This is a genomic window from Bacillus sp. FSL R5-0523, from assembly GCF_037975295.1.
Taxonomy (GTDB): Bacteria; Bacillota; Bacilli; order Bacillales; family Bacillaceae; genus Bacillus; species Bacillus subtilis.
In genome coordinates this window covers 1,675,014-1,701,432 of record NZ_CP150251.1, presented here as the reverse complement: position 1 = coordinate 1,701,432, position 26,419 = coordinate 1,675,014, and the positions used below count along the sequence as shown (strand labels likewise).

28 protein-coding genes are annotated in these 26,419 nt (G+C 41.9%); all 28 read right to left on the bottom strand.

The annotated features are described in order from the left end of the window. Positions 1-17: 17 nt before the first annotated feature. Positions 18-1,154, bottom strand: coding sequence for a flagellar motor switch phosphatase FliY (fliY, locus tag NYE53_RS08830; protein WP_339248234.1), 1,137 nt, complete (start codon positions 1,152-1,154; stop codon positions 18-20). Beyond that, positions 1,144-2,142 carry a flagellar motor switch protein FliM gene (gene fliM, locus NYE53_RS08825; RefSeq protein ID WP_003220879.1) on the bottom strand — a complete coding sequence of 333 codons (999 nt, stop codon included), beginning with the start codon at positions 2,140-2,142 and terminating at the stop codon, positions 1,144-1,146. Before fliM ends, fliY begins: the two co-directional genes overlap by 11 nt. A 33-nt stretch (positions 2,143-2,175) precedes the next feature. Further along, the gene (gene fliL, locus NYE53_RS08820; RefSeq protein ID WP_251187116.1) at positions 2,176-2,598 is read right to left on the bottom strand and encodes a flagellar basal body-associated protein FliL; all 423 of its coding nucleotides are present in this window, start codon (positions 2,596-2,598) and stop codon (positions 2,176-2,178) included. Next, complete coding sequence (gene swrD / locus NYE53_RS08815) at positions 2,595-2,810, bottom strand: swarming motility protein SwrD (protein WP_251187115.1); 216 nt, start codon at positions 2,808-2,810, stop codon at positions 2,595-2,597. Before swrD ends, fliL begins: the two co-directional genes overlap by 4 nt. Before the next feature lie 39 nt (positions 2,811-2,849). Beyond that, entirely contained in the window at positions 2,850-3,644 is a 795-nt protein-coding gene (gene flgG, locus NYE53_RS08810) for a flagellar basal body rod protein FlgG (RefSeq protein WP_015383664.1), read from the bottom strand. A gap of 21 nt (positions 3,645-3,665) precedes the next feature. Continuing rightward, positions 3,666-4,088, bottom strand: coding sequence for a flagellar hook assembly protein FlgD (flgD, locus tag NYE53_RS08805; RefSeq protein ID WP_003231970.1), 423 nt, complete (start codon positions 4,086-4,088; stop codon positions 3,666-3,668). Next, the gene (locus NYE53_RS08800; RefSeq protein WP_339248229.1) at positions 4,085-5,548 is read right to left on the bottom strand and encodes a flagellar hook-length control protein FliK; all 1,464 of its coding nucleotides are present in this window, start codon (positions 5,546-5,548) and stop codon (positions 4,085-4,087) included. The genes flgD and NYE53_RS08800 overlap by 4 nt, the downstream gene beginning before the upstream one ends. Before the next feature lie 12 nt (positions 5,549-5,560). After that, the gene (locus tag NYE53_RS08795) at positions 5,561-6,175 is read right to left on the bottom strand and encodes a MotE family protein (RefSeq protein ID WP_339248226.1); all 615 of its coding nucleotides are present in this window, start codon (positions 6,173-6,175) and stop codon (positions 5,561-5,563) included. A gap of 11 nt (positions 6,176-6,186) precedes the next feature. Further along, the gene (gene fliJ / locus NYE53_RS08790; protein WP_003231977.1) at positions 6,187-6,630 is read right to left on the bottom strand and encodes a flagellar export protein FliJ; all 444 of its coding nucleotides are present in this window, start codon (positions 6,628-6,630) and stop codon (positions 6,187-6,189) included. A gap of 2 nt (positions 6,631-6,632) precedes the next feature. Then, the gene (gene fliI, locus NYE53_RS08785; protein WP_251217908.1) at positions 6,633-7,949 is read right to left on the bottom strand and encodes a flagellar protein export ATPase FliI; all 1,317 of its coding nucleotides are present in this window, start codon (positions 7,947-7,949) and stop codon (positions 6,633-6,635) included. Continuing rightward, positions 7,946-8,698 carry a flagellar assembly protein FliH gene (gene fliH, locus NYE53_RS08780; RefSeq protein ID WP_251187111.1) on the bottom strand — a complete coding sequence of 251 codons (753 nt, stop codon included), beginning with the start codon at positions 8,696-8,698 and terminating at the stop codon, positions 7,946-7,948. The genes fliI and fliH overlap by 4 nt, the downstream gene beginning before the upstream one ends. Further along, the gene (gene fliG / locus NYE53_RS08775) at positions 8,691-9,707 is read right to left on the bottom strand and encodes a flagellar motor switch protein FliG (protein ID WP_003231981.1); all 1,017 of its coding nucleotides are present in this window, start codon (positions 9,705-9,707) and stop codon (positions 8,691-8,693) included. The genes fliH and fliG overlap by 8 nt, the downstream gene beginning before the upstream one ends. Positions 9,708-9,719: 12 nt before the next feature. After that, positions 9,720-11,330, bottom strand: a complete 1,611-nt coding sequence (gene fliF / locus NYE53_RS08770; protein WP_213419594.1) for a flagellar basal-body MS-ring/collar protein FliF — start codon at positions 11,328-11,330, stop codon at positions 9,720-9,722. 45 nt (positions 11,331-11,375) lie between these two features. Beyond that, positions 11,376-11,696, bottom strand: a complete 321-nt coding sequence (gene fliE, locus NYE53_RS08765) for a flagellar hook-basal body complex protein FliE (RefSeq protein ID WP_003238544.1) — start codon at positions 11,694-11,696, stop codon at positions 11,376-11,378. Positions 11,697-11,706: 10 nt separating this feature from the next. After that, positions 11,707-12,159, bottom strand: a complete 453-nt coding sequence (flgC, locus tag NYE53_RS08760) for a flagellar basal body rod protein FlgC (RefSeq protein WP_021479294.1) — start codon at positions 12,157-12,159, stop codon at positions 11,707-11,709. Next, the gene (gene flgB, locus NYE53_RS08755; RefSeq protein WP_003245656.1) at positions 12,159-12,548 is read right to left on the bottom strand and encodes a flagellar basal body rod protein FlgB; all 390 of its coding nucleotides are present in this window, start codon (positions 12,546-12,548) and stop codon (positions 12,159-12,161) included. The genes flgC and flgB overlap by 1 nt, the downstream gene beginning before the upstream one ends. Positions 12,549-12,927: 379 nt before the next feature. Then, the gene (gene codY / locus NYE53_RS08750; RefSeq protein ID WP_003220850.1) at positions 12,928-13,707 is read right to left on the bottom strand and encodes a GTP-sensing pleiotropic transcriptional regulator CodY; all 780 of its coding nucleotides are present in this window, start codon (positions 13,705-13,707) and stop codon (positions 12,928-12,930) included. 39 nt (positions 13,708-13,746) lie between these two features. Then, positions 13,747-15,159 (bottom strand): HslU--HslV peptidase ATPase subunit, encoded by a 1,413-nt coding sequence (gene hslU, locus NYE53_RS08745; RefSeq protein WP_255220399.1) that lies wholly within the window; start codon positions 15,157-15,159, stop codon positions 13,747-13,749. A gap of 7 nt (positions 15,160-15,166) precedes the next feature. Continuing rightward, entirely contained in the window at positions 15,167-15,712 is a 546-nt protein-coding gene (gene clpQ / locus NYE53_RS08740) for an ATP-dependent protease subunit ClpQ (protein WP_003238555.1), read from the bottom strand. Between the two features lie 12 nt (positions 15,713-15,724). Then, positions 15,725-16,639 carry a tyrosine recombinase XerC gene (xerC, locus tag NYE53_RS08735; RefSeq protein WP_339248219.1) on the bottom strand — a complete coding sequence of 305 codons (915 nt, stop codon included), beginning with the start codon at positions 16,637-16,639 and terminating at the stop codon, positions 15,725-15,727. A gap of 67 nt (positions 16,640-16,706) precedes the next feature. Next, positions 16,707-18,014, bottom strand: a complete 1,308-nt coding sequence (trmFO, locus tag NYE53_RS08730) for an FADH(2)-oxidizing methylenetetrahydrofolate--tRNA-(uracil(54)-C(5))-methyltransferase TrmFO (RefSeq protein ID WP_003244725.1) — start codon at positions 18,012-18,014, stop codon at positions 16,707-16,709. Positions 18,015-18,089: 75 nt separating this feature from the next. Continuing rightward, the gene (topA, locus tag NYE53_RS08725) at positions 18,090-20,165 is read right to left on the bottom strand and encodes a type I DNA topoisomerase (protein ID WP_339248216.1); all 2,076 of its coding nucleotides are present in this window, start codon (positions 20,163-20,165) and stop codon (positions 18,090-18,092) included. A gap of 187 nt (positions 20,166-20,352) precedes the next feature. Continuing rightward, complete coding sequence (gene dprA, locus NYE53_RS08720; RefSeq protein WP_339248213.1) at positions 20,353-21,246, bottom strand: DNA-processing protein DprA; 894 nt, start codon at positions 21,244-21,246, stop codon at positions 20,353-20,355. A gap of 60 nt (positions 21,247-21,306) precedes the next feature. Then, positions 21,307-22,209 (bottom strand): succinate--CoA ligase subunit alpha, encoded by a 903-nt coding sequence (gene sucD / locus NYE53_RS08715; protein WP_024572248.1) that lies wholly within the window; start codon positions 22,207-22,209, stop codon positions 21,307-21,309. Positions 22,210-22,237: 28 nt separating this feature from the next. Beyond that, positions 22,238-23,395 carry an ADP-forming succinate--CoA ligase subunit beta gene (sucC, locus tag NYE53_RS08710; protein ID WP_003244732.1) on the bottom strand — a complete coding sequence of 386 codons (1,158 nt, stop codon included), beginning with the start codon at positions 23,393-23,395 and terminating at the stop codon, positions 22,238-22,240. Positions 23,396-23,567: 172 nt separating this feature from the next. After that, positions 23,568-23,849: a FlhB-like flagellar biosynthesis protein gene (locus NYE53_RS08705; protein ID WP_339248209.1), complete on the bottom strand. Its 282-nt coding sequence runs from the start codon at positions 23,847-23,849 to the stop codon at positions 23,568-23,570. Beyond that, positions 23,846-25,576, bottom strand: a complete 1,731-nt coding sequence (locus NYE53_RS08700) for a hypothetical protein (RefSeq protein WP_339248207.1) — start codon at positions 25,574-25,576, stop codon at positions 23,846-23,848. The genes NYE53_RS08705 and NYE53_RS08700 overlap by 4 nt, the downstream gene beginning before the upstream one ends. A gap of 30 nt (positions 25,577-25,606) precedes the next feature. Then, the gene (gene rnhB / locus NYE53_RS08695; RefSeq protein WP_003245658.1) at positions 25,607-26,374 is read right to left on the bottom strand and encodes a ribonuclease HII; all 768 of its coding nucleotides are present in this window, start codon (positions 26,372-26,374) and stop codon (positions 25,607-25,609) included. Between the last annotated feature and the right edge of the window lie 45 nt (positions 26,375-26,419).

The window sequence follows — 26,419 nt, the reverse complement described above, 5'->3', positions numbered from 1 at the left end:
TCTCTCCTTGTGTTTCGTTATTTTAAATTATTAATGCGCTCTGCCTGGCTTAAAATGTCAGTGACTCTTACTCCGAAGTTTTCTTCAATGACAACGACCTCGCCTTTGGCAACGATACGCTGATTAACTAAAATATCTACAGGCTCACCGGCTAATTTATCAAGCTCGATAATACTTCCGGCAGAAAGCTCTAAAATCTCTTTTACGCTTCTCTTCGTTCTGCCAAGCTCAACAGTAATCGAAAGCGGGATATCCAAAAGCATATCCAGATTATGAATAGGGGCTTGTACAGCTTCGTTTGGATCAAACGCGGAAAATTCCACCGGTGAAACCTGAACTGGCGCTGCTTTTTTTGCTGTTCCCTGCCTTTTTGGCGGCTGCTGCTGTTGCTTCGGTTCAATACGCGGCTCTGGCGTCACAGGCGCTTTCGGCTGTTCGTATGTAACTTCAGGCTGCACCGTTTCTTCTTCCTCTGCACTTTCTGAGTTCATAAGGCTTGAAATTAAATCTTTCGCAAATGTCAATGGGTAAAGCTGCATAATGCTGGAGTCTATTAATTCTCCCACCTTTAAGTTGAAAGAAACTTTCACCAGCATTTCATCATCAGGAATACGGTCTGTACCCTTTTCTTCAGTAACATCCAGCAATTCAACCCGAGGAGGTGAAATATCAATTTTTTTACTGAATACAGTAGACATTGATGTGGCAGCCGATCCCATCATTTGGTTCATTGCTTCTTGAACCGCACTTAAATGGATTTCACCCAGTGAAGGGTCCGCACCTTTTCCGTCTCCCCCGATCATTAAGTCAGCAATAATCGCCGCGTCACTTTGTTCCACGACTAACAGGTTGCTTCCGCTGAATCCCTCCGTATAATTCACTTCAATCGCCACATACGGTTCAGGGAACGCATCGCTGATTTTACTTTTTGGGATGACCGTTACGCTTGGAGTCGTAATATCGACCTTTTGATTTAAAAGCGTTGACAGTGCTGTCGCAGAACTGCCGAATGAAATATTACCGATTTCACCGATCGCATCACGCTCCATTTCCGATAAGTCATCTACTTCCGGAACCTCTGGCTCTTCAAGCGTGCTGCCAGTACCGTTAAGAAGCGCGTCAATCTCGTCTTGAGATAATCTATTATTCTCCATCTTGTTCACCTCTTATGTCGTGATCTAAAATTTGCACTGCCTGTTTTCGATTCACCCGGCCGGCTTGTCCTAAAAATTTCGGCTTATCTCCGACCAATACAGTAAGAGGATCCGTGACTGATTTGTCCAAAGTTATGCAGTCTCCGACTTCTAAACTTAAAAACTCTTCTATCGTCAGTTCAGATGTGCCGAGCTCGGCCACGACAGGTATTTGTGCTGTCATGATACGTTTTTCAAGCGACTTTGTTTCCTCAGGCTTTGGCTCATTTCGGTCTGATTGCATCCAATAGTGGACTGAAAGCTTCGGTATGAGCGGCTCGAGTACGATATGCGGGATACAGAGATTAATGACACCGCTGATTTCACCAATTTGAGTATTGAGCGAGATCACCACGACTGTTTCATTAGGAGAGACCATCTGAACAAATTGCGGATTCACTTCAAACTCAGTCATTTCCGGTTCAATATCAGCAATTGACTGCCAAGCTTCTTTATAATTACCCAGTGCATTTTCAAATAAATTAGAAATGATTTTTGTTTCAATTTCTGTCAAACTGTCAACCTTGTTATGACTGATTCCAATCCCGCCCATGACCCGATCCATCATCGTATAAGCTATCGTGGGGTTGACCTCCATCATAATTCTGCCTTCCATCGGATGGACATCAAATAGATTCAGAATCGTCATGTTCGGGATCGATCTGATAAATTCCTCATACGGGACCTGGTCAACAGAACTGACAGATATGTGAATATAGGTTCTGAGCTGAGCAGAAAAATGAGTGGTTAGAAGTCTTGCAAAATTGTCATGAATTCTCGTTAAACTGCGGATCTGATCCTTAGAAAACCGCAGCGCACGTTTGAAATCATAAACCTTGACTTTCTTCTCTTTTTCTTCTTTTTTCAGCTCTTCAGCGTCCATTTCACCAGTTGATATTGCAGAAAGCAGTGCATCTATTTCATTTTGGGAGAGAACTTCTCCTGACATTTTCCTCACCTCCGTATTCTGTCAAATTATGCTTTATTGCAGATTAAAGGAGGTAATATACACTTTTTCTACTTTTCCTTCTTGGAGGTAGCTATTTATTTTATCTTTTAGTTCCTTCTTAAAGGTTTCTTTTCCCTTGTCTCCCTCAATCTGATCAGCATTCGTATCAGCCAGCAGTGATATAACAGCGTCTTTCACTTGGAAATCACGTTTCTCAAGTTCTTCTTTTGATTTATCAGAATCAGTTTCAAGTTTAATAGCAAGACGGATAATGTTATCAGACTTTAAATTTGTTGTGATCTCTTGTACATCAACAGAAGACGCAACGATTTCATCAATACTTTTTTTCGCTTCACTTTTTTCGGACTTTCCGCCTAAAACAAAATAAGCCGCCGCCCCGAGAGCACCAATTACGATAAGAATAATTAGTAAGATGATCATTAACTTTTTCTTCATTCCGGTTCCTCTATTCCTTGATCCATTGCAAATATTTTTATTTTTCGGTAGAAAGATGCGATCTTTTCCAGAACAGCTTCTTCATCTTCTTTTACTACAAACTTCTTACCATTTGACAGAGTAATTGTAGTATCCGGAAAGCATTCAATCTGTTCAATAAACAGCGCATTCAGTGTAAAGGGCTGCCCATTCAAACGGGTTACTTTAATCATAAAACAGCGGAGAAGCGATTACTCGCCTCCCCTCCCTCCTTAACGTTTAAGGTTAACCAGTTCTTGAAGGATTTCATCAGATGTTGTAATAATTTTCGAGTTTGATTGGAATCCGCGCTGGGCAACAATCATTTCAGTAAATTCGTCAGTTAAATCAACGTTAGACATTTCGAGAAAACCTGATTTAAGGGAACCTGTACCGCCATCACCAGGCTGGTTGGCTGCACTGGCAGTCCCAGAGTTTAAAGACTCACGGTATAAGTTGCTTCCGATTTTATCCAGACCGTCACTGTTGGCAAAAGTAACAATCCCGATTTGTCCCCCGTCTTGTGTTTTCCCGTCAGCATCAACAATTGAGACCTTTCCATCAGAACCAATGCTGAAGCTTTGTGCATCAAGAGGGATTTTAATTGTTCCACCAGTCATATTTAACACATGATAGCCATCACCGGTAACCAGTGTTCCGGTATTATCTAAATAGAAGTTTCCTGCTCTTGTATAAGCTGTTCCGTCGCCTGTATCAATTCTAAAGTAACCATCGCCGTCAATCGCTAAATCAAGTGTTCGCCCTGTGCTTTGTGTTGCGCTTGTTGAATGAATTGTATCAATTGTGCCAGAAGATGAACCTAAACCGATCTGCTTAGAGTTCGTACCGCCGATAGTTGCACCAGCCGCAGAACCGCCGGCAATCGTTTGGCTTACCATATCTTTAAAGGTCACACGGCTTTTTTTGAATCCTACTGTATTCACGTTGGCAATGTTGTTACCGATTACGTCAAGCTTTGTTTGAAAGTTCTTCATACCGCTGATTCCAGAATAAAGTGAACGTAACATAATATATTCCCCCAGATGTTTTTATTTAGATGATTGTCCCACAGACATGACATTCGCAGGACTGATCTCGGTCCCATCATCAAGAACGAGATAATAATTTCCTTTAAAATGTTTAACAGAGCTTACTGTGCCTGTTTTATCTGTTGCACTTTTACCATCAGTCCAAGATACTTCTTTTCCCATCCAATCAACATACGTTGTAAACGGATCTTGGTTTTCAACGAATTGAGTCATTGTCGTATTCAGATTCATCATTTGCTCCAAGCTTGAAAAAGTCGCCATCTGGCTGATAAATTCTTTATCGTCAATCGGGTTAAGCGGATCTTGGTTTTGAACTTGAGTCATTAATATTTTTAAAAACTCGTCTTTCCCCAAGCTGCTGTTGTTCGTCGACACAGTGTTCGTTTTTTCAGGCAGTTTATATTCTGAACTTATAGAAGTCATTCTTCTTCCTCCATTTCAACCATCGACACTTCATCGAGCAGATCGCCAAAATCATTTGATTGCTTTTTCTGTCTTTGCTGTCTCTGCCCCTCTTGCTGCTGTTTCTGTTCATCAGCAAGCTGGCCGTATATCGGATGATCCCCGCTTTGGACCGGAAGAGTAAAACGGTCAATTTGGACGGCCATATTCGGCAATGATTGCTTCAGCTGAGGAAGATGCTGTTCAAGCAATTCTTTTGCTGATTGGCTAGATGCTATGATTTTACTCTGAAACATTCCATTTTCATTTGTCAGCTTGATTGTGACAAATCCTAAATGTTCAGGGTTCAGCCGAATAGTGAAACTTCCCGTCGATCTGCCGAAAGGCGTATATTTCATCTGCTTCCACGCATTAATCACTTGATCAGCCACCGTTTTTGTTTCGGCATTTGGTATATCAGATGACATCTGCTGCAGATCAAGTGTTTGTACTCCTCCTATGCTCCGATGCCCCGAAAACAGCATTTGGAGTCCTGATTTACTATCTACAGACTGAATACTTCCAGAAACATCCGATGCATTTTTGCTGGATGAACTCTGCGAGAGCGGTGTGAGAACACGCTTCCCAAAGTCTTGTGATGATTCGGATGATTTCGATAACAAGAAGGCTTTCAGCTGGCTTTCAGCTAAACTCCATTCTTTGGTCCCTTTTTGAGGAAGCATAGACATTTGATCCATTAAGCTTTGAAAACTTTTCAGCTCTGACGCTGTCATCGAGTAAAGTTTTGAACTTGACTCAGCTTTAGTGAATATTTGCTGTTTAAGATCCTGAATGAGTTTTTGAGATACACCCTTCTTTTCTAATGCAGAAAGGAATTGATCTCCATTTTGGTAAATGGCATGAGCTTCATTGCCATTCCCGCGATCAGTCAGCTTATTCCCTTCTACGAGCTGGCTAATGAACATTTGGATATAGATAAGCTCTTTAGCAGGCTCGGATACTTCATTTTCCTGATTTGATTGCTCTGTATCAGACTTCAGTGCTCCATTAATGTCAGAAACAGAATCATTGGCACTCAGAGCCGTTTTAGCTTCTGAAATGATTTTCTCCGTTTCTGTGAGCAATTGATCCGTCCCACCTGACATTTTTGATTCAACTGCTTGCAAAAGATTTTGCAACATTCGCAGAGCATTCGCATCCAATTGCTTCCCTGTCAGTTTGCTTAATGTTTGCAAAAGATCCGCATTTTGTTTGTCTTGGTCTTCAGGACTAGCATTTAGCCATTCACCGATCTTTTTAAGCGCCTGTGCTAAAAGCTGATCTTCGGAATTAGGAGTTCCTTTTCCTTGTTCTGAGAGTTCCTTCAATCCAGCCTCAGACATAAGCCAGTTTTGAAAAACTCCCTGGCTACTTTTCATGTTTTTAGCGGCAGAACCCGTTGTGGTTTGCAGCAAAGGTCCCGCTAATTCAAGCAGCTTCACCTTTAATTCCCCCTATTCTTGGCTGGCAGCAATTTTTTCTGTATAGGTTGCTGCTTGCTCAGGAGTCATTTTCGCCAATATGTCAGCAAGCTGCTTTTTGCTTAGGCCATTCAATATTTTCAGTGCTTCTTTCTCCTTTAATTGGGCAATAATTTTAGCAGCCTTTCCGCTGTCCATGCTTTTGTACACACTGATCACTTTGTCATTTTCAGATGAAGCTTTCGAGTCTGCTGATCCTTCAGTATGATCTTCAGATGACTTTTTTTGATCCTCCGCCGTCTTTTCAAGTGAACGGATCTTTTGATTGAGTCTATCGATTTCCGATTTACTTGTTTCTAAATCTTTATTCAATATACTGATTTCACTTTTTTGATCCTTAATGGTCTTTTCCAGAGCTGCCGTATTACTGCTATCCTTACTTGATGCTGTGTCTTTTTTATTTTCGGTTTCAGGGACCAATTCTTTAAGAACCGGCGTTTTTGCCGCAGCATCCTGTATCGGTATTAAGACATTGATACCAGCAGCCCAAAGAACAATCCCCCCTGCGATTAGAAGAAACATCAGCGGGAGGATAATGATAAGCAAAACCGAACGGAACTTACCTGATTCTTTCTTTTTGCCGGACATTACATTCGCTCCTAATGGCCTTGAATCATAAACTGCTTAATCGAAATATCGTCCATTTCTTTCATTTCTGCAGCTTTATCTTCAAGAGCAAACATTTTAAACTGTTTTTCACGCATTTTTTCAAACTTTTTTACTTCAATGTTTTTCTCTGTCAAAATTTCTTGTTTTTGATTCATTTGATTTCTTTTCATAATGACAAGCTTTTGATAGTGATAGATCGTATTATCAAGATTTGAGACAAATTGTTGGTAGTGCCTCATTTCTTGTACACTCATGCCGCTTTTTAATTTCTTTTCCTTATTTTGTTCTAACAATTCTTTTTTGCTCATATTCTCATATAATTTTTCAGCAACGTTTTCAAATTCAGAAACTGATTGCTGATACTCGGATAAGGATTGGTCTTTTTCATTTTCTTTTAGTTCCAGCAGCTTTTGGAATCTAAATTGATAAGCCACGTTTATTCCTCATTTCCTGTCAAACTAGTTAATACAGCAATGCTTTCTTCCAATAAAGCCGGTTCGTCTGTTCCCTGCTTTAAAAATTGAATAAGCTGCGGATAAAATTGTATCGCTTCATCAATTTCTCTTGAGGATCCTCTTTTGTAAGCTCCGATATTAATGAGATCTTCCGAATTTTGATATGTCGATAAAAGTTCACGGAATTTATTTGCCGCATCCAGGTGCTGTTTTGTTGATATGTTTGACATCACCCTGCTGATGCTTTTTAGTACGTTAACTGCAGGAAACTGGCCTTTATTGGCAAGCGCCCTGTCCAACACAATATGTCCGTCTAAAATTCCGCGTACAGTATCGGCAATCGGCTCATTCATGTCATCCCCGTCTACCAACACTGTATAAAATGCCGTAATGGTTCCATGCTCGTTTGCACCTGTTCGTTCTAGCAAACGAGGTAAAATAGCGAACACTGAAGGTGTATAACCTTTTGTCGTCGGAGGCTCTCCGGCAGCGAGTCCAATCTCTCGCTGCGCCATTGCCACCCTTGTAACAGAATCCATCATAAACATGACATTTTGGCCTTTATCTCGGAAATACTCGGCAATTGCAGTCGCTGTATATGCCGCTTTCAATCTCATTAATGCTGGCTGGTCTGAGGTGGCAACGACTACAATCGATCGTTTCAGCCCCTCTTTCCCAAGATCTTTTTCAATAAACTCCCGAACCTCTCGTCCGCGTTCTCCGACAAGTGCAATGACGTTTAAGTCAGCCTCTGTCTGCTTGGCGATCATCCCCATTAAGGTGCTTTTTCCGACACCGCTTCCTGCAAAAATTCCAATCCGCTGGCCTTTACCGACTGTCAGCAAGCTGTCAATTGATCTGACTCCAACACCCATCTTTTCACGGATGGGCGGCCGTTTCATCGGGTTGGGCGGTGATTGCTCAGTCGATACAGGCGAAAGCCCTTTCGGCAGAAGTTTTCCGTCAAGCGGTTCTCCAAAAGCATCGATGACTTGTCCGATCAGTCCGGCTCCAACTTTAACCCGAAGTGATTCCCCAGTAGCTTCTACAATGCTGCCAGGTGCAATGCTCGCAGCCTCTAAATAAGGCATAAGCAAAATATTTTCTTCCTGGAAGCCGACTACCTCAGCTTTAATGACTTTCCCAGATTGTCCTTTTGCATAAATCAGGCACACGTCGCCAATTGAGCTTGCAGGCCCTTTTGATTCAATCATCAGGCCGATTACCCGCTTGACTTTTCCGTACCGTTTATACGAGTCTGTCATTTCTATACAATCTATCAGACTCTGTGTCTTCATTCAGCTGCACCCGCTTCCAGCGCTGTCAGAAGTTTATCTTTCAATTGCATCAATTGTGTGTCAACACTCGCATCTACCCTGCCAAAAGGAGTTTCAATATAACAGGTTCCTTTTTGAGCTTTTTCATCAGCATATATGCCAAGCCGGCATTCTTTATAAAGAAGCTGCTGAATTTCATCTTTTTGCTGAAAGATTGTCTCATAGTAATATGGATCAACATAAATTGATATATCGTCATATTCCTTCACTTCGTTTATAACCTGTTGTACAAGCAGGAGGAAAGCCTCTTTATCATCAGACTTTTGCTGCCAAACTTTTTTTGCTAGGGCAACGGCAAGCTCAACGATTTCTTCATTTGCGTCTTCAAGCTTGTCCTCAACAGCTTTTCTGGACATTTCAGTTATACTGTTCGCTTGGCCGATCAGTTCGGCATACTGTTTCATTGCCTCAGCTTTGCCCAAGGCTACTCCTTGTTCAAAGCCCTCGGTTTTTGCTTCTTCAATAAGCTTCTGTTTTTCAGCCGCCCAATCGTTTTTCTCCTGTTCAATTTGACGGCGAATATGTTCTATATGACTGTTTGCCTGCTCAGAAATCCGGTCAGCTTCCTCTTTCACTCGAGCCATAAGCTCCTCCGGGTTCTCTTCAGCCTGCAAAAGGTGAGAATGATCAATACGCACCTCTTGTATAGAAAGTTTTCTTTTTTCCTTTTGTGGAGAAATAGATGATTCTTGTTTAATGATATTAGACAATAATATCATCCCCTCCGCCTCTTGCTATCACAATTTCACCGGCTTCTTCAAGCTTTCTGACGATGCTTACAATTCTCGATTGAGCTTCTTCTACATCTTTCAAGCGTACAGGGCCCATAAATTCCATTTCTTCTTTGAAGGTTTCAACCATACGCTGTGACATATTGTTGAATACAATTTCTTTGACTTCCTCGCTTGCAACCTTTAATGAAAGGAGCAAATCGTCGTTCTCAACATCGCGAATGACTCTCTGAATGGCACGGTTATCAAGTGTGACAATATCTTCGAAGACAAACATCCGCTTTTTAATCTCTTCAGCAAGATCGGGATCCTGAATTTCCAATGAATCCAAGATCGTCTTCTCTGTCCCTCTGTCTACCCCGTTTAACACTTCCACAACAGCTTCAATTCCGCCTGTTTGTGTATAATCCTGAGTAAATGCAGAAGATAATTTTTGTTCCAGAATCCGTTCTACCTCATTAATTATTTCTGGAGACGTTCTATCCATGACCGCGATTCTTCTCGCAACCTCAGCCTGTACTTCAGGATTCAGCTCGGATAAAATTTGCCCGGCCTGCACAGGATCTAAATAAGACAAGATTAACGCCATCGTCTGCGGATGCTCTTGCTGGATAAAATTCAAAATTTGTTCAGGCTCCGCTTTTCTGGCAAAATCAAATGGTTTAACCTGCAAAGAAGAAGTCAGCCTGTTTAGAATGTTCTCCGCCTTATCCTCTCCAAGCGCCTTTTCCAGAACTTGTCTTGCATAGCTTAAACCGCCTTGAGAAATATAATCTTGCGCAATGGCTATATTATGAAATTCTTCTATGATTTCATCCTTTTTTTGATGATCGACGCTTCGAACACCTGATATTTCCAGAGTAAGCCTTTCAATTTCTTCATCGGTTAAGTGCTTATAGACAGAAGCTGACACATCTAACCCCAAGGAAATCATGAGAATGGCTGCTTTTTGTTTTCCTGTAAGCTTATCTTGATCACGTCTCGCCATTTCTAATTCCTCCTAATCCTCGGCCAGCCAGCTTCTCAGCAGTTTTGCAAAATCTTCCGGCTTGTCTTTCGCCATCTTTTCAAGCTGTTTTCGTCTGACTGATTCCGCTGTTTCATTTTCCTCTTCGTTGATATCAGGCAAATTGATTGGTTCTTGAGGAACCTCATACTCATATTCCTCAAATTCATCCTCTTGCGCCCGTTTCTTTCTGATAAGCATAATAATCAGAACAATGATCGCTGCGATTAAAACACCGCCTACAATATATGCCCACAGCGGGATACCTGAGGATTCTTCCGTATTTGTATCCAAATTGACTTTTCCGTCGAATGGCTGAACGGAAACAACAATCTTATTATTGATATCAGCATCAGATAAATTCTGATTTTGCGTTTCATCTTTATCCAAAGATGTTCTGACTACAGTTGAAAGGATTTTTTGTATATCATCCTGTCTTTCAGTTGATAGCGACGCAGTGTTTTTGGCATCAGGCGGCTCTACCATTACTTGAATCCCTAAATCTCTGACCTTATAAGGACTTTCAGCGATTTCTTTATGAATTCGGTTAACCTCGTAATTGATTTTGTTGCTGTTTTTTTCGTAGTTCCCGCTTTCGGTATTTTCACCGTCAGCCTTATAATTTGGTACATCTTCCTCGCCGGTTCCGGCAGTTCCGCCGTTGGCTGCACCGTCGCCCTGATATGTTTCAGATACCTTTTCAGCGCTGACTGCAATACCTTCCATGTTTTCTTTATCCACAGGTTCGACAATGTCTTCTGTCCGATTTTCTTTTGTGAAATCAATGTCTGCTGTAACGGAGACAACGACTTTATCTTGGCCCATCATCGTACCCAGCAGTGACTGTACATGTTTTTGAATGTCTTTTTCAACTTGAGACTTAATTCCTTGCTGAGAAGAATAACTATCCGCGTAGGACCCTGCATCGCTGTCTGATTTGTCGTAGTATGTAGAATTTTGATCCATGATGACGATGTTATCTTCTTTTAGGTTTGGCACGCTTTTAGATACCAGATGATATAATCCGTTGATTTGGCTTTGATCAAGTGTATAACCCGGTTGAATCTGCAGAACGATTGATGCAGATGCTGCAGATTGCTCCTCACCGACAAACACCGCGTCTTTCGGGAGATTAATCATTACTTTTGAATTTTTAATACCGTCCATTTCATTGATCAAGTTTGACAGTTCTGTCTGTGTAGCTTTCACTTTCACCATATCAAACTCATTGTCTGTCAAACCAAAGCCGGCATTCTGTCCAAAAAATGAATAATCAATTGATCCCGTTTTAGGAAGTCCTTCTGCAGCCATCTGCACTTTCAAAGAATCAACCTGATCCTCCGGAACACTAATCACTGTACCGCCATTCGAAAGTTCGTTTGGAACTTTTTTTGCATCCAATTCTTTTTTGATTTGTCCTGCTTCTTCGGCAGACAAATCTTTGTACAGCGGCGCCATTTTAGAATTTGAAGCAAAAACACTAATAATAATTCCAATAATAATAATTGCCGCTAAAGCACTAACCATTAAAATCTTTTGTAGTTTAGATCTATTTTTCCAAAACTCACTCGTTTTGTTTTTCATTTGCATTAGAGTACGATTCATGTTAACCCCCGGTCATTCCACTCTTTCTCTAAATCGTCAGACCCCCTACATTTGCATTCTCATAATCTCCTGATAAGCTTCCACAGCTTTATTGCGGAACTCTGTTGCTGCAGTTAGAGAGATGCTAGCTTTTTGAGCAGCGATCATGACCTCATCAAGATTTACATCTTTTCCTGCAGCCAAGGCATTAGTCATGTTGTCAGAAGCTACTTGGGACTCATTTAACGAACTAATAGAGTTTTTTAAAAGCTCCGAAAAGCTTGTTTGATTTGAAGAATCTGTTTTTTGGCTATTGTTTACTTGATTTGTTGCATTTTGAGTGTTTTGAGTATTTTGAACCTGAAAAGGAGAAATTGCATTAATCACATTCATTCACCTACTTTCCGATTTCTAACGCCTTCATCAGCATTCCCTTTGTAGCATTCATCGCCGTGACATTCGCCTCATATGATCTGGTACTGCTGACAAGATCAACCATTTCCTTTAATGGATCAACATTAGGCTTTTGTACATATCCTTCAGCGTTTGCATCAGGGTCTGTCGGATCATAGACAAGATTAAAATCCGAATCATCCTCCGTAATTTTTGAAACCTTCACACCGTTTCCAGCACTACCGCTTCCGCTCATTTGAGAATTGAGAATGGAAGAGAACGATTCACCTTTTGACTGAAGGGAAACCATTTTTCTTCTGTAAGGCACCCACTCTCCATTCACCTGCTTAGCTCTTGTCGTATCCATATTTGCTAAGTTAGATGATACAACGTCCATTCTGACTCGCTGAGCTGTTAAAGCCGATGCTGAAACATTTAAGCTATGAAAAGCTGTCATTATTTTCCTCCTGTTAATACGGTCTTCAGCGAATTAAATTTACCGTTCATTCTTTCAACCAAAGCTTGATAGTTGATTTGATTTTGCGCCAATTCTGTCATCTCTTTGTCAACATCAACATTGTTTCCGTTTTGCTGATACGATGTATCTCCGCTCGCAACAATTGAATAATTCGAATCAGTATCAGAAAAATCAACATGACGATAGTCTGTTTTTATCGCTTCAAGACGCGAGGATTCTTGATCTAATAAATTTTGGAAAGAGACTTTTTTTGCCTTATAGTTCGGTGTATCTATATTGGCGATATTATTAGTTATGACTTTTTGCTTAATATCCGCTCTACTCAAGGCATTTTCAAGATTTTGTATCGTTCCAGAAAATAAGCTCAAATCCACTTACCTCCATTTCAGTTTTTTTCACCCTCAATATCTTTGTCGAGAATTGTAAAACTATATGCTTATTGTAAGAAATAACAGGCATAAAGTCTATGAAGTTCGTGTAAAAAAATGTCCTCACAATTATCTATTTTACAACTAGGTATAAAGTCCTAGATTGTTAGAACTACATTTCTCGCCTTGATATAAGCCTGAAAATAGCAGAATTTCTGTTTTTTCTCCTATCTTTTCGGCATTTTTGAAACTTTTTGAAGGAAAATGCAAAATTTATTCGAATTATTACATAGAAAGACTTTCAACCCAGGAAATAAAGCTTATTGATTTCCTTTATTTGAAATAAAAAAAGAACCCTCAAAAAGGGTTCTTTTTGTGATTAATGAGATTTTAGATTTTCTAATTCAATTAAGAATTTGTTGTTTAGCACCTTGATATAAGTACCTTTCATTCCTAATGATCTAGACTCGATAACACCGGCGCTCTCCAGCTTTCTGAGTGCGTTCACAATAACAGAACGGGTAATGCCCACACGGTCAGCGATTTTACTTGCAACTAGAAGACCTTCATTTCCGTCAAGTTCCTCAAAAATGTGCTCAATTGCTTCAAGCTCACTGTAAGAAAGCGAGCTGATAGCCATTTGTACGACAGCTTTGCTTCTTGCTTCCTCTTCAATTTCTTCTGCTTTTTCTCTTAGGATTTCCATTCCGACAACTGTTGCGCCGTATTCAGCTAGAATTAAGTCATCGTCATTGAATTGATCTTGTAAACGTGAAAGAATAAGTGTTCCTAATCTTTCCCCGCCTCCGATGATCGGCACAATTGTTGTTAAACCAGCTTGGAACAGGTCTCTGTTCTCAACAGGGAAAGCAGTATATTCACTATTAATATCCAAGTTAGAAGATGTTTCAGGGACATTAAACAGGTTTTTCGTATATTCTTCAGGGAATTGACGATCCTCTAGCATTTTTTTCATACGATCATTTTCAATTTGCTGGTTAATAGAATACCCAAGGAGTTTCCCTCTGCGGCTTACAACGAAAATATTGGAATCAATGACATCCCGCAGCGTCTCCGCCATTTCCTTGAAGTTTACCGGTTTCCCTGCCGCAGCTTGCAGCATGGAGTTAATAATTCTTGTTTTTTGTAATAAAGCCATGATAAATAATCCTCCTAAACATTCCTCATATTAAATTTTTCACAATATAAATTGACTTAAATCTTTGTTTTTGGCTATCGTTCCGAGCTTTTCTTCGACATACTGAGGTGTAATCGTTATTTTCTCCATCGTTACATCTGGAGCTTCAAACGACAAATCTTCTAATAGGCGTTCAAGTATTGTATGAAGGCGTCTCGCACCGATATTATCTGTGTCCTGGTTCACATGATAAGCAACTTCAGCAATCTTATGAATAGCTTCGTCAGAAAATTCAAGAGATATACCTTCTGTCTGCAATAATGCCTGATATTGTTTCAGCAGCGCATTATCCGGCTCAACCAAAATTCTCACGAAGTCGTCTACCGTGAGTTTGTTCAGTTCTACACGAATCGGGAAACGCCCCTGCAGCTCAGGAATCAAATCAGACGGTTTGGCCATATGAAACGCTCCTGCTGCAATAAATAATACATGGTCTGTTTTTACAGAACCATATTTTGTGACAACGGTTGAGCCCTCAACAATCGGCAAGATATCCCGCTGAACGCCTTCTCTTGAAACATCGGCAGAAGAAGATGCACCGCCGTTCTTTGCGATTTTATCAATCTCATCGATAAAAATAATCCCGCTCTCTTCTGCTCTCTGAACAGCTTCCTGGCTGACTTCATCCATATCGATGAGTTTGCTTGCTTCTTCATTCGTCAGGACTTTTCTGGCTTCTCTGACTGTCATTTTGCGCCGTTTCTTTTTCTTTGGCATTAATCCGCTCAGCGCATCCTGCATGTTCATACCCATCTGCTCCATACCCGAGCCCTGCAGCATGTCAAACATAGAAGGCTGCTGCTCTTCGACTTCTACTGTTACATAGTAGTCTTCGAGCTCTCCTAAAGCCAGCTGATGCGCCATTCGTTTTCTTTTTTCTTCGATGTTTGCTTCTTCCTGGCTCTCCGCCTCATCTTCACCATTCGGCTGGCTGCCTCCAAAAAACATTTCAAACGGATTTTTAACGCCAGATTGTTTTTTCTTCCCAGGAACTAACAGACGAACAATGCGTTTGTTTGCATTTTCTTCTGCCTGTTCCTTTACTTCATTCATTTTCTCTTCTTTGATAAGACGAACAGAAGTCTCCACAAGATCTCTGACCATTGATTCAACATCTCTGCCTACATAGCCGACTTCGGTAAATTTAGTAGCTTCAATTTTGATAAATGGCGCACCTGAAAGCTTAGCGATTCGTCTGGCAATTTCAGTTTTCCCGACGCCGGTAGGACCCATCATTAAAATGTTTTTCGGAACGACCTCGTCCTTCAGCTTTTCATCCAGAAGACTTCTTCTATAGCGGTTTCTTAATGCCACGGCGACAGCTTTTTTCGCATTTTGCTGACCGACAATATATTGGTCTAACCGATCTACAATCTGTCTAGGAGTTAACGGTTTTTTTTCCATGCGCCTCAAGTCCTTTCTATTCAAGCTCTTCCAGTATGATTTGATCGTTCGTGTAAACACAAATTTCGCCTGCTGTTTCTAACGCGGCTCTGGCAATCTCACTTGCAGACATGCTTTCACCGGCATGCTTTTTCAATGCTCTTCCCGCTGCCAAAGCGTAATTGCCTCCTGATCCAATCGCGAGAATGCCGTCATCTGGTTCGATCACCTCGCCTGTTCCCGATACGAGAAGCAAAGTATCCTGATTCATAACAATCAGCATGGCTTCGAGCTTTCTTAGCACTTTATCGCTGCGCCATTCCTTCGCAAGCTCAACAGCCGCACGTTTTAAGTTGCCGTTATATTCTTCAAGCTTAGCTTCAAACTTTTCGAATAAAGTGAAAGCGTCTGCAACAGATCCCGCAAAGCCAGCAAGAACTTTGCCGTTAAACAGTTTTCTCACTTTCCGTGCCGTGTGTTTCATGACAACAGCCTGACCAAATGTTACTTGGCCGTCTCCGGACATAGCGCTTCGTCCTTTATGCTGTACGGCAAATATTGTGGTCGCATGAAAAGATGACATAAAGGGCCTCCTTTAATTTTTCTTAAATGCTCTTGGATGGTGAGACATATATGTGTTTCTCAACATTTCCTTCGAAACATGCGTGTATATCTGTGTAGAAGACAGATTGGAATGCCCGAGCAGTTCTTGAACGCTTCTCAAATCCGCTCCTTCATTTAACAGATGCGTGGCGAACGTATGTCGAAGCATATGCGGATGGATATGTAAAGTGCTTGACGCTTTTTGAACAAGCCCGCTTAAAATATGTCTGATGCCACGGGCTGTAAGCGGTCCGCCTCTTTGATTTACGAATAATAGATCATGAGGTTCTTTTGCCTTCATCAGCAAGCACTGTCTTCCGCTATTCATGTATATCTTCAACGCTTCGCGGGCATAAGACCCAAAGGGGATATAGCGCTGCTTCTTGCCTTTACCGTGAACAAGCACAGTGTCCATAAATAAATCAACGTCGTTAATAGTTATGGAACAGCATTCACTGACCCTCATTCCGGTGGCATAGAGCAGCTCTAACAGCGCTTGATCCCTCATTCCGGCCGGCTGGCTTATATCTGAAACTTCAAACAGCTCCTCAAGCTCTTTTTGATATAGAAACTTCGGTATCCGTTTCTCCTGTTTTGGCAGATGAACAAGCTGAAACGGATTTTCTTCAATAAGCTTTTCCCGCATCAGAAACTTATAAAAGCTTCTTAATGCAGATATCTTTTTGCTTATTGTTCTTCTCGATAAACCTTTTTCATAGGCTTCTGTCAAAAAAATCCTAGTATCTTGATATGCAGCTTCTTCAAATCCATTTATACCTTGAACGCGCAGGAAAGTCTCGAATTCTTTAATTGAATCCACATAATTCACAATAGTATATTGTGAATAATTTTTTTCAATTTGTAAATATTCAACGAATAACTTTACGAAATTCTTAACATTCTCCATGCCTAATACCTCCCCAGGAAGGGCTTTTAAATGGTATCACAAATCGCGCTCAGGTTGCAATCAATACCTATATTGTTTTCGAAATTGTTTGAATTGTTTCAATCGCACGGTTCGCGTATTGTTCATTTCGTTCTTTTTTATTTTTAATTTTAACTGGCAATTCTTTTAAAAGCCCAAAGTTTGCATTCATCGGCTGGAAGTTCTTCTGGTTTGTTGTTGTAATATAATGTGCCATACTGCCAATTGCTGTTTCCTGAGGGAAAATAACAAGCTCTTCTCCCAATACAAGCTTCGCCGCATTAATGCCTGCTACAAGTCCTGAGGCAGCTGATTCCACATATCCTTCTACTCCCGTCATTTGGCCTGCAAAGAACAGATCACTGCGGTTTTTAAATTGATAAGTCGGCTTTAACAGGCTTGGAGAGTTAATAAATGTGTTTCTGTGCATCACGCCATATCTGACGATTTCTACATTTTCAAGTCCTGGAATCAACTTGAGAACTTCCTTTTGGTCTCCCCATTTTAAATGAGTCTGGAATCCTACAATATTATAAAGTGTTCCCGCAGCATCATCCTGTCTGAGCTGAACGACGGCATAAGGGCGTTTTCCTGTAACAGGATGCTCTAGACCAACCGGTTTCATCGGACCGAAAAGCATTGTTTTCTTACCCCGTTTTGCCATGACTTCAATCGGCATGCAGCCTTCAAAGAAAATCTCTTTTTCAAATTCTTTTAACGGCACTGTTTCTGCTGATGTTAATGCTTCATGAAAACGGTCAAACTCTTCTTCTGTCATTGGGCAGTTCAAATATGCTGCTTCACCTTTATCATAACGGGATTTCAGGTACACTTTATCCATATCAAGGCTGTCTTTTTCTACAATTGGCGCCGCTGCGTCATAAAAATATAAATAGTCCTCTCCAGTCAGCTCCTTCAGCTGGGCAGACAGCGATTCAGATGTTAACGGACCCGTTGCGATGATAGTAGGGCCTTCAGGAATTTCAGTCACTTCTTCATTAATAACGGTTACGTTTGGATGATTTTTCACCCGATTTGTCACACTTGCGGCAAATTCATGACGGTCTACTGCAAGAGCGCCCCCGGCAGGCACCGAACATTCGTCAGCCGCAGCGATAATGGCTGAATCAAGCGCACGCATTTCTTCCTTTAATACACCGACAGCGTTAGCAAGTGTATTAGAGCGAAGAGAGTTGCTGCAGACAAGCTCTGCAAATTTATCTGTATGGTGCGCAGGCGTTTGTTTAACTGGCCGCATTTCATACAATTTGACTTGAATCCCCCGTTTGGCAAGCTGCCATGCCGCTTCACTTCCTGCGAGTCCGGCTCCGATTACATTCACTGTTTGTTGGTTCATCTTTCACATCTCCTAGTTTATTATTCAAGGCCTTCTTTTAACACACAAAGAAGGTGAGCAAGACCCTGCTCACCGCTACTTCTGTGGTTCTTCCTTATAATCGCATTCCACACATTGGACTTGTATGCCTTTTTTGAGTTTTTTCTCGACGAGCATTTTTCCGCATTTCGGGCATTTTCGTTCAATTGGTTTGTCCCATGATACGAATTCACAGTCCGGATAACGGTCACAGCCGTAAAACACCCGTTTCTTTTTCGATTTTCGCTCAACAATGTTTCCTTCTCCGCAGCTCGGGCACTTCACACCGATTTGTTTCACAATCGGTTTCGTGTTCCGGCAGTCAGGGAAGTTGGAGCAAGCTAAGAATTTACCGTACCGTCCCATTTTATATACCATTGGAGAACTGCACAATTCACAATCCTCTCCAGCATACTCTGGTTCAATCTCAACTTCCTTCATTTCCGATTCGGCTTTTTTGACCCGTTTTTCAAAATCGGTGTAGAAATTATCGATAATCTTGACCCATTCGGTATTTCCTTCTTCAACATGATCAAGATCTCTCTCCATTTTAGCTGTAAACTCAACGTTAATGATCTCAGGGAAAAACTCCATGATCAAGTCAAGAACGATCTGACCTAATTCAGTCGGAACGAAACGTTTATTATCCAATGCCACGTAGCCGCGCCGCTGAATAGTATCAAGTGTCGGAGCATATGTGGATGGACGGCCGATACCGCGTTCTTCAAGGGTTTTAACGAGCCGGGCCTCAGTATATCGCGGAGGCGGCTGGGTAAAATGCTGCTCAGGTTCTATATCTTTTGATAATACCGTGTCGCCTTCTTGTAAGTCAGGCAGCATCCGGTCTTTTTCTTCCATTTGATCGTCTTTTCCTTCAACATACACCTTCATAAACCCGGAAAACTTGACTTTACTTCCATTTGCACGAAATGTCAAACCGTTGTTTGTCAGGTCGACACTCATTGTATCGAGAACAGCCGGTGCCATTTGGCTGGCAACAAAACGCTCCCAAATTAATTTATACAGTCTCATTTGGTCTCTGCCGAGGACTGCTTTTAATTCACTTGGTTTTCTAAGAACTGATGTCGGCCGAATTGCTTCGTGGGCATCCTGGGCATTTTCATTCTTTTTCACAGGCTTCCGTTTTCCGCCTAGGAACTCTTTTCCATAAGTCTGATCAATAAATGCAGCTGCTTCATCAACAGCCGTATTTGAAATACGGGTTGAATCCGTTCTCATATACGTGATCAGACCAACCGTTCCTTCTCTTCCTAAATCAATTCCTTCATATAATTGCTGTGCAATCATCATCGTTTTCTTCGCTCTGAAATTGAGCTTGCGAGCAGCTTCCTGCTGCAGGGTAGAAGTGGTAAAAGGCAAAGCGGGATTACGTTTGCGTTCCTTTTTGGTTACTTTTTCAACTGTATATTGATTCCCTTTGAGCTGAGAAAGAATCTCTTTTACATCAGCTTCACTATTTAAAGGAAGTTTTTTGCCGTTTTTCCCGAAAAAGCTCGCTTCAAAGGTTTCTTGACCTTTTAAGAACGTACCGTCAATTGTCCAATATTCCTCAGGCTTAAAGTCGTTAATCTCTTTTTCACGGTCAATAATCAAACGGAGGGCAACGGATTGCACGCGTCCTGCGCTAAGCCCTTTTTTGACTTTTTTCCATAAGATTGGACTGATTTTATATCCGACAAGCCTGTCTAAAATACGTCTCGCTTGCTGTGCATCCACTAAATCCATATTGATCATGCGGGGATGCTTAAACGATTCCTTAATAGCGTCTTTTGTAATTTCGTTAAACACCACACGGCAGTCAGAGTTGAGATCTAAATCAAGACTGTGTGCCAAATGCCATGCAATCGCTTCCCCTTCTCTGTCGGGGTCGGCTGCGAGATACACTTTTTTGGCTTTTTTCGCAGCCGTTTTCAGCTCTTTTAATACCGGGCCTTTACCTCGAATGGTAATATATTTCGGTTCAAAATTCTGTTCTATGTCAACTCCCATTTGACTTTTTGGAAGATCCCGGACATGTCCCATTGATGCTTTTACTTTATATTTTTTACCTAAGTAACGTTCAATCGTTTTCGCCTTAGCGGGCGATTCCACGATGACTAGATAATCAGACATTTTCATCCCCCTCAAGAGGTGTTCTCTCTCTTTTCAAGATATTTCAATTTTATTTTTGCAGCTGTCTTTATTTGGCTTTCAACATTTCATTCTTTATCATGAACGTCATTAATTAAATAGAAAACAATATGCAACTTTAAATCCTCACTATTATTAAATATTACAATACCGTTTGTCAAACGATAATTCAAAAGGGTTCCGTATATTGAACGTTTCTCTCAGGAAGTTCCTCGAAAATATCCTCTGCTGACCATATGGCTTTAGCCCCCTGCTGGATCAGTTTTATAGGACCTCCGGCGTAAGGGTCAAACAATGAACCAGGTACGGCAAATACCTCTCTCCCTTGTTCCAATGCTTGATAGGCAGTAATCAGCGAACCGCTTTTTTCTTTGCCCTGAACGACAATAACGCCTTCACTTAGTCCGCTGATAATACGGTTTCTCATAGGGAAATGCCATTTTTGGGGTTTAGTTTCAGGTGGGTGCTCTGACAGCAGGATATGGTGTTTAGCCATGTGATCTGCTAACTGAAGGTTTTCTCGGGGATAAATGTGCTGAAATCCGCCTGCAATGACGCCAATTGTCCGCCCCTTCGCCTTAATACTTGCAGCATGGGACATTCCGTCTATCCCAGACGCCAGTCCGCTGACAATCACCCAACCTTTACGACAGATCTCTTTTGTAAGATGATTGACAACTTGTTTCCCATAAGCTGTTGGATTTCTTGTCCCTACAATTCCAATTTTTCTCCCTTTCGAAAGAAGAGTCATATCACCTTTTGCAAACAGTACGGCGGGGGGATCATAAATGCTTTTAAGCCAGAAAGGATATTGCTTTGAAGAAATAGGGATGGTGTTAATGCCTTGCTCACGATAAGCAGCAAGTACATGCTGGAGCTTTGGATAAAATTGTTCTATTTCGTTTTTTAATGCAGCTGCTTTTATTTGATCACGAGTAACCGTTTGTAGCACAGGTGATGTCAGCGACATAGATGGATCGGCTTTCCACCATTTTAATAGAAGGGATGGGGATAATAATTGATTGATTCTGCAAATCGTTAGGCAGGCAGCGGCCTGATCCAATAGATTGACCTCCTTTTGTTAGAAAAAGCAGGAACAGCCTTGACGGCTGTCCCTTTTTTATTAATGCGTTTTGCAAGTTTCGAACAAGTTCTTCTCTTTCAGCACCTTGATTAAGGTTTCACCCATGACAGAAGGTGTCTCTGCAACTTCGATTCCGCATGCATTAAGGGTTTTGATTTTTTCATCAGCTGTCCCTTTTCCGCCGGAAATAATGGCGCCTGCATGCCCCATGCGCTTCCCAGGAGGTGCTGTTTTACCGCCGATAAAACCGACTACCGGTTTTGTCATGTTGGCTTTTACCCACTCTGCCGCTTCCTCTTCGGCCGTACCGCCGATTTCGCCAATCATGATGACTGCGTGTGTGTCAGGATCTTCGTTAAACGCTTTTAAAACGTCAATAAAGTTTGTTCCATTTACAGGGTCGCCGCCGATTCCAACAGCTGTAGATTGCCCTACACCCGCTTCTGAGAGCTGGTGCACCGCTTCGTATGTTAATGTTCCTGAACGTGATACAACGCCTACATGACCCTTTTTATGGATGTATCCGGGCATAATGCCGATTTTACACTCTTCAGGCGTAATGACACCAGGACAGTTCGGCCCTATCAGTCTCGTTTTCTTGCCTTCCATGAAGCGTTTGACCTTCACCATATCCAAAACCGGGATATGTTCTGTGATACAAATCACGAGATCAAGCTCCGCATCTACCGCTTCCATAATCGCATCAGCTGCAAACGGTGCGGGCACATATATAACAGACGCGTTAGCGCCGGTCGTTTGAACTGCTTCAGCCACTGTATTAAATACAGGAACACCTTCCACTTCTGTTCCGCCTTTTCCAGGTGTTACACCGCCAACGATATTTGTGCCGTATTCGAGCATCTGCTTCGTATGAAATAAAGCGGTAGAACCTGTAATCCCTTGCACAATAACTCTTGTATCTTTATTAATGAAAACACTCATTATTTGGTCCCCTGCCTTTCATTCTTTCTTAAACTAAGGATACGATTTTCTGCGCGCCGTCAGCCATTGATTCCGCAGATGTAATGTTTAATCCTGATTCACTAAGGATTTTCTTCCCTAGATCCACGTTTGTGCCTTCAAGACGGACGACAAGCGGCAATGTCAAACCAACTTGTCTAGTCGCTTCAACAACCCCTTCTGCGATGACATCACATTTCATAATGCCGCCGAAAATGTTGACAAAAATCCCTTTAACGTTTTGATCAGAAAGAATGATTTTAAATGCTTCCGTGACTTTTTCCGCGGTTGCACCGCCGCCCACATCAAGGAAGTTGGCCGGTTCTCCTCCATAATGCTTGATAATATCCATCGTAGACATTGCAAGTCCCGCGCCGTTTACCATACAGCCGATATTTCCATCAAGGGAAATGTAGCTTAGGTCATATTTGGACGCTTCAATTTCTTTCGGATCTTCTTCATCCAAATCTCTGTATTCCATAATGTCCTTTTGTCGGTACAACGCATTGCTGTCAAAATTCAATTTTGCATCAAGCGCCATCACATTTCCGTCGCCGGTAACAACAAGCGGATTGATTTCGGCGATTGAGCAGTCTTTCTCAACAAACGCTTTATATAGTCCAAGCATAAATTTAGCAGCTTTTCCCACGAGCTCTTTTGGAATATTTATAGCGAATGCAATTTCTCTGGCTTGATAGCCTTGAAGGCCAACAGCCGGATCAATGACAGCTTTTTTGATTTTTTCCGGTGTTTTCTCCGCAACCTCTTCAATTTCCGTTCCGCCTTCTTCAGAAGCCATTAAAACGATTCTTGAAGTGGCGCGGTCAAGCACTAGACCGATGTAATATTCTTTTTTAATATCGCAGCCTTCTTCAATAAGTAAGCGTTTTATTACTTGGCCGTCCGGACCCGTCTGATGTGTAACTAGAGTCTTCCCTAATAGTTCTTCGGCATACGCTTTTACTTCGTCTAATGATTTTGCTATTTTTACCCCACCAGCTTTGCCTCGACCGCCAGCATGAATTTGAGCCTTTACGACATAAACCGAGCTGGATAAGCTCTTTGCACTCTCAACTGCTTCTTCTGCTGTAAAAGCCACTTTACCTTCAGGAACAGATACCCCATATTTTCTGAGGACTTCTTTTCCCTGGTACTCATGGATATTCATTTCCCATCCTCCTAACTTATGTAACAAAACTAAAATAGACTGCGCTTTCATTCTATAATAATACTGGAAGAATTGTCTACAGTTCGATGCAAAATCTTTTAATCCTTCTAAACATTCAAACTTTTACTTTATTAAAAACATAAATTTCAAAGAAGGATGGGGAATATTTTACCTATTTTTTGTTTTTTACGCTTTCGTCCAATTTGTAAATGAATGAAAAAATCTCGGCTACCGTTTCATAAAGAGCTTCAGGAATTTGATCATCTACCGTCAAATGGCGCATTAATTCGACAAGGGTCCGATCTTCTTGAATCGGGACCCCTGCTTTTTTCGCTTTTTTGATAATGTTGTCAGCTACATGGCCCTTCCCTGTGGCAATCACTCTCGGCGCCTTGTCTTTTTGTTCGTCATAATGGAGAGCAACAGCTTTTCTGATCGGTGTCTGCTCTTTCATATTTTCACATCCACTTCCTGATCACTGATACTTGTTATATATTGATCGATTGAAGCCTTTTCTTCGGTGTGAACCCTTTTTTTAGCGTTTACCCCTGAAAGGCTGTACCCCATTTCCTTTAGCCCCTGTTTAAGCACGGGCACCATCGGATCGATCGCAGCCTGCAGCTCGAAATCAGTCTCTATTGTAATGGTCATGACTTTTTGCTGTACCAAGCAATCAACGACGGTTTCTTTTAGTGTATCAAGCTGCAGCAAAAACAAAAGGCGGCAATGGGAAGGATCAAGCTTTCCATCCGCTTCTTTCTTTCCTTTAAACAGAACAGTCATGTCCTGAACCCCTGACTTCGAAAACATCGGAAATGACATTACAATTTGGCTGTATGATGGATGGTCCTGCTGCATGAAAAGCTGGCCATTTAATTTATGAAAAAGCTGATCGGCTTCTTGTTTGACTGGTTCGGCTACCTCATGCGATGCTCTTAAGGCAGAAAGAGCCAGCTTGATGGATTGCATTTCGCCAGATGTGACTGCGCTTCCTTGTTCAAACGCTTTAATGAACGCAACCTCGTCCCTTGCGCCGATTGCCGTTTTCACTTTGGATAAGAAAGAAAGAACATCTGCCTTATCCGCCAAATGGGGTGCTGTCTGCTGAACAGCCTTTAAAAAGACTTCGGCTTCCTGGTCTGTGACTTGTGCCGCCTGTAAAACAGCTGAAGCTGCAAGTGACTTACTCTCACCCGATGAAGCAGCCGCTTTAATCCAATTTGCTGCTTCTTTCACAATTTGGAGACTGTTTTTTTCAGCAGATTCCGTCAGCTTCACCAGCAGCTGGCGGGCTTCTTTAATTGGAATGTCTGCTGCTGTTTTAACAGGCTCTTCTTGTATGCTTCTCTGTTCTGCTGTGTGATTTGCAATCGGCAGGCTGGCTTTTCCGGGGGAGCCAGCTGGTGTGCTGAGCTCCCTGCTTCCAGCTGTATTCGTCGGAGAAGGTGCTTTCGTATTGTCGGTTAAAGAAATAAGCTTATCAATCAGCCGTTCTGCATGGACATCGATTTCACTATTTAAAAGCACTGTAACTGCTTCCTTTAGCTTTGACATCATTTGGCTCTGCTGAGGGTTTTGGTCGACTGCCTGAAGCAGCTGGGATACGTGCTGATGCAACGGAACAGGCGATTTCACAGCGTGAACACCATTCAAAATCTCGGAGTGAATGGGAAGATCACGCTTTAAAGCGAAGAGAACCGTTTCAACTGCTTTTTTTGTGTCTTGCGAAGGCAGCGTGTCCATCCAGCGGACGGCTGTTTTGATATCATTTTCTGTTACGGGTGTTTTGCTCTTCAGCATCGCTCCTGTCATCATGAGAGCTGCGTTTGACGTCTTCACTGATATGGCATTTAAAAGCTTGCCAGCTGCATCCTGAATGGTTTTAGGATTTTGGTCAAAGCTTTGAACGACCTGAAGACGGCCTGTTTGTTCTGCCGTTTTTTTTTCGTAGGAAAACCAATAGTATGCCTGAGGACGAAGCTGGGTTTCAAGTTTTCCCTGAACAGTTTGATTGCCGACTTGGATCAGGGCATGCTGATCTCCTAGTAAACGAAGCACTTTTCCTAAGAGGAGACGCTTCTCCCCGTTTAGCGCTTCGTTTACTTTTGATGTTTCCTGCGGGACGGCTGTACGCCCAAAAAGGTGCTGCAGCGCCTTTTGCACATCATTTCGTATGTTCATTTTAAAAAGGTTCCTCCTTGTCCATGTGATTTATCTGAAAGATTGAACAGGAGCGAAAGTTTTGCGGTGCAATTCAGTTGGGCCGTATGCAGCGAGAGCTTCCAAATGTTCTTTTGTCCCATAGCCTTTATTTTTTTCAAAGCCGTACATGGGATACGTTTCGGCATAAGCGCTCATCATTCGGTCCCTCGTTACTTTTGCGATACACGCACCTGCCGCAATAGACACGCTTTTGGCATCGCCTTTTATAATTGACGCCTGAGCCGTGTCGAGCGGAAGTGTCATTGCGTCAACAAGCAAATAATCAGGCGTATCCGACAAATCCTGTATCGCTTTGACCATTGCCATTTTTGAAGCTTCATATATATTGATCTCATCAATCACAGTAGCTTCTACAATTCCTATCCCGACCGCCAGTGCTTCCTTCATAATAAGCTCGTAATATTCCTCGCGTTTTTTCTCTGAAAGCTTTTTGGAGTCTGTCAGCCCAAGTATTTCACATTCCTCTGGAAGGATGACTGCGCTGGCGACAACTGGTCCTGCCAATGGCCCCCGGCCGACCTCGTCAACACCTGCAATCAAGCGAAATCCCTTGTTTCTTGCCAGCCTTTCATAGGAAGTCATATTCACCCATTGTTCTTTCAGCGCTTTTTCTTTCGCTTGCTTTTTAAGCCATTGCTCTACAAGCGTTTGAACGCTTTTTCTCGGGTCGTTTTCGCATTGGGCAATAAATGGGTCTTGTGCATCCTTCACTTCCTGCAAACGGTCTTTAATGTCCTTTACGGTCAATGTATTCACTTTCTCTTCTCCCTTACTGTATGTATCGGTTCAGCCAAGAAAAAA

Bases quoted from the DNA above. Each gene is read 5' to 3' on its own strand.
- NYE53_RS08795 (WP_339248226.1), bottom strand. From the start codon at position 6,175: ATGTCCGGCAAAAAGAAAGAATCAGGTAAGTTCCGTTCGGTTTTGCTT.
- swrD (WP_251187115.1), bottom strand. From the start codon at position 2,810: ATGATTAAAGTAACCCGTTTGAATGGGCAGCCCTTTACACTGAATGCG.
- NYE53_RS08700 (WP_339248207.1), bottom strand. From the start codon at position 25,576: ATGAACATACGAAATGATGTGCAAAAGGCGCTGCAGCACCTTTTTGGG.
- xerC (WP_339248219.1), bottom strand. From the start codon at position 16,639: ATGGAGAATGTTAAGAATTTCGTAAAGTTATTCGTTGAATATTTACAA.
- fliF (WP_213419594.1), bottom strand. From the start codon at position 11,330: ATGAATCGTACTCTAATGCAAATGAAAAACAAAACGAGTGAGTTTTGG.
- sucC (WP_003244732.1), bottom strand. From the start codon at position 23,395: ATGAATATCCATGAGTACCAGGGAAAAGAAGTCCTCAGAAAATATGGG.
- topA (WP_339248216.1), bottom strand. From the start codon at position 20,165: ATGTCTGATTATCTAGTCATCGTGGAATCGCCCGCTAAGGCGAAAACG.
- trmFO (WP_003244725.1), bottom strand. From the start codon at position 18,014: ATGAACCAACAAACAGTGAATGTAATCGGAGCCGGACTCGCAGGAAGT.
- NYE53_RS08705 (WP_339248209.1), bottom strand. From the start codon at position 23,849: ATGAAAGAGCAGACACCGATCAGAAAAGCTGTTGCTCTCCATTATGAC.
- fliM (WP_003220879.1), bottom strand. From the start codon at position 2,142: ATGTCAGGAGAAGTTCTCTCCCAAAATGAAATAGATGCACTGCTTTCT.
- flgC (WP_021479294.1), bottom strand. From the start codon at position 12,159: ATGACAGCTTTTCATAGCTTAAATGTTTCAGCATCGGCTTTAACAGCT.
- fliY (WP_339248234.1), bottom strand. From the start codon at position 1,154: ATGGAGAATAATAGATTATCTCAAGACGAGATTGACGCGCTTCTTAAC.
- fliL (WP_251187116.1), bottom strand. From the start codon at position 2,598: ATGAAGAAAAAGTTAATGATCATCTTACTAATTATTCTTATCGTAATT.
- flgG (WP_015383664.1), bottom strand. From the start codon at position 3,644: ATGTTACGTTCACTTTATTCTGGAATCAGCGGTATGAAGAACTTTCAA.
- codY (WP_003220850.1), bottom strand. From the start codon at position 13,707: ATGGCTTTATTACAAAAAACAAGAATTATTAACTCCATGCTGCAAGCT.
- clpQ (WP_003238555.1), bottom strand. From the start codon at position 15,712: ATGTCATCTTTTCATGCGACCACAATATTTGCCGTACAGCATAAAGGA.
- sucD (WP_024572248.1), bottom strand. From the start codon at position 22,209: ATGAGTGTTTTCATTAATAAAGATACAAGAGTTATTGTGCAAGGGATT.
- fliG (WP_003231981.1), bottom strand. From the start codon at position 9,707: ATGGCGAGACGTGATCAAGATAAGCTTACAGGAAAACAAAAAGCAGCC.
- flgD (WP_003231970.1), bottom strand. From the start codon at position 4,088: ATGACTTCTATAAGTTCAGAATATAAACTGCCTGAAAAAACGAACACT.
- fliI (WP_251217908.1), bottom strand. From the start codon at position 7,949: ATGAAGACACAGAGTCTGATAGATTGTATAGAAATGACAGACTCGTAT.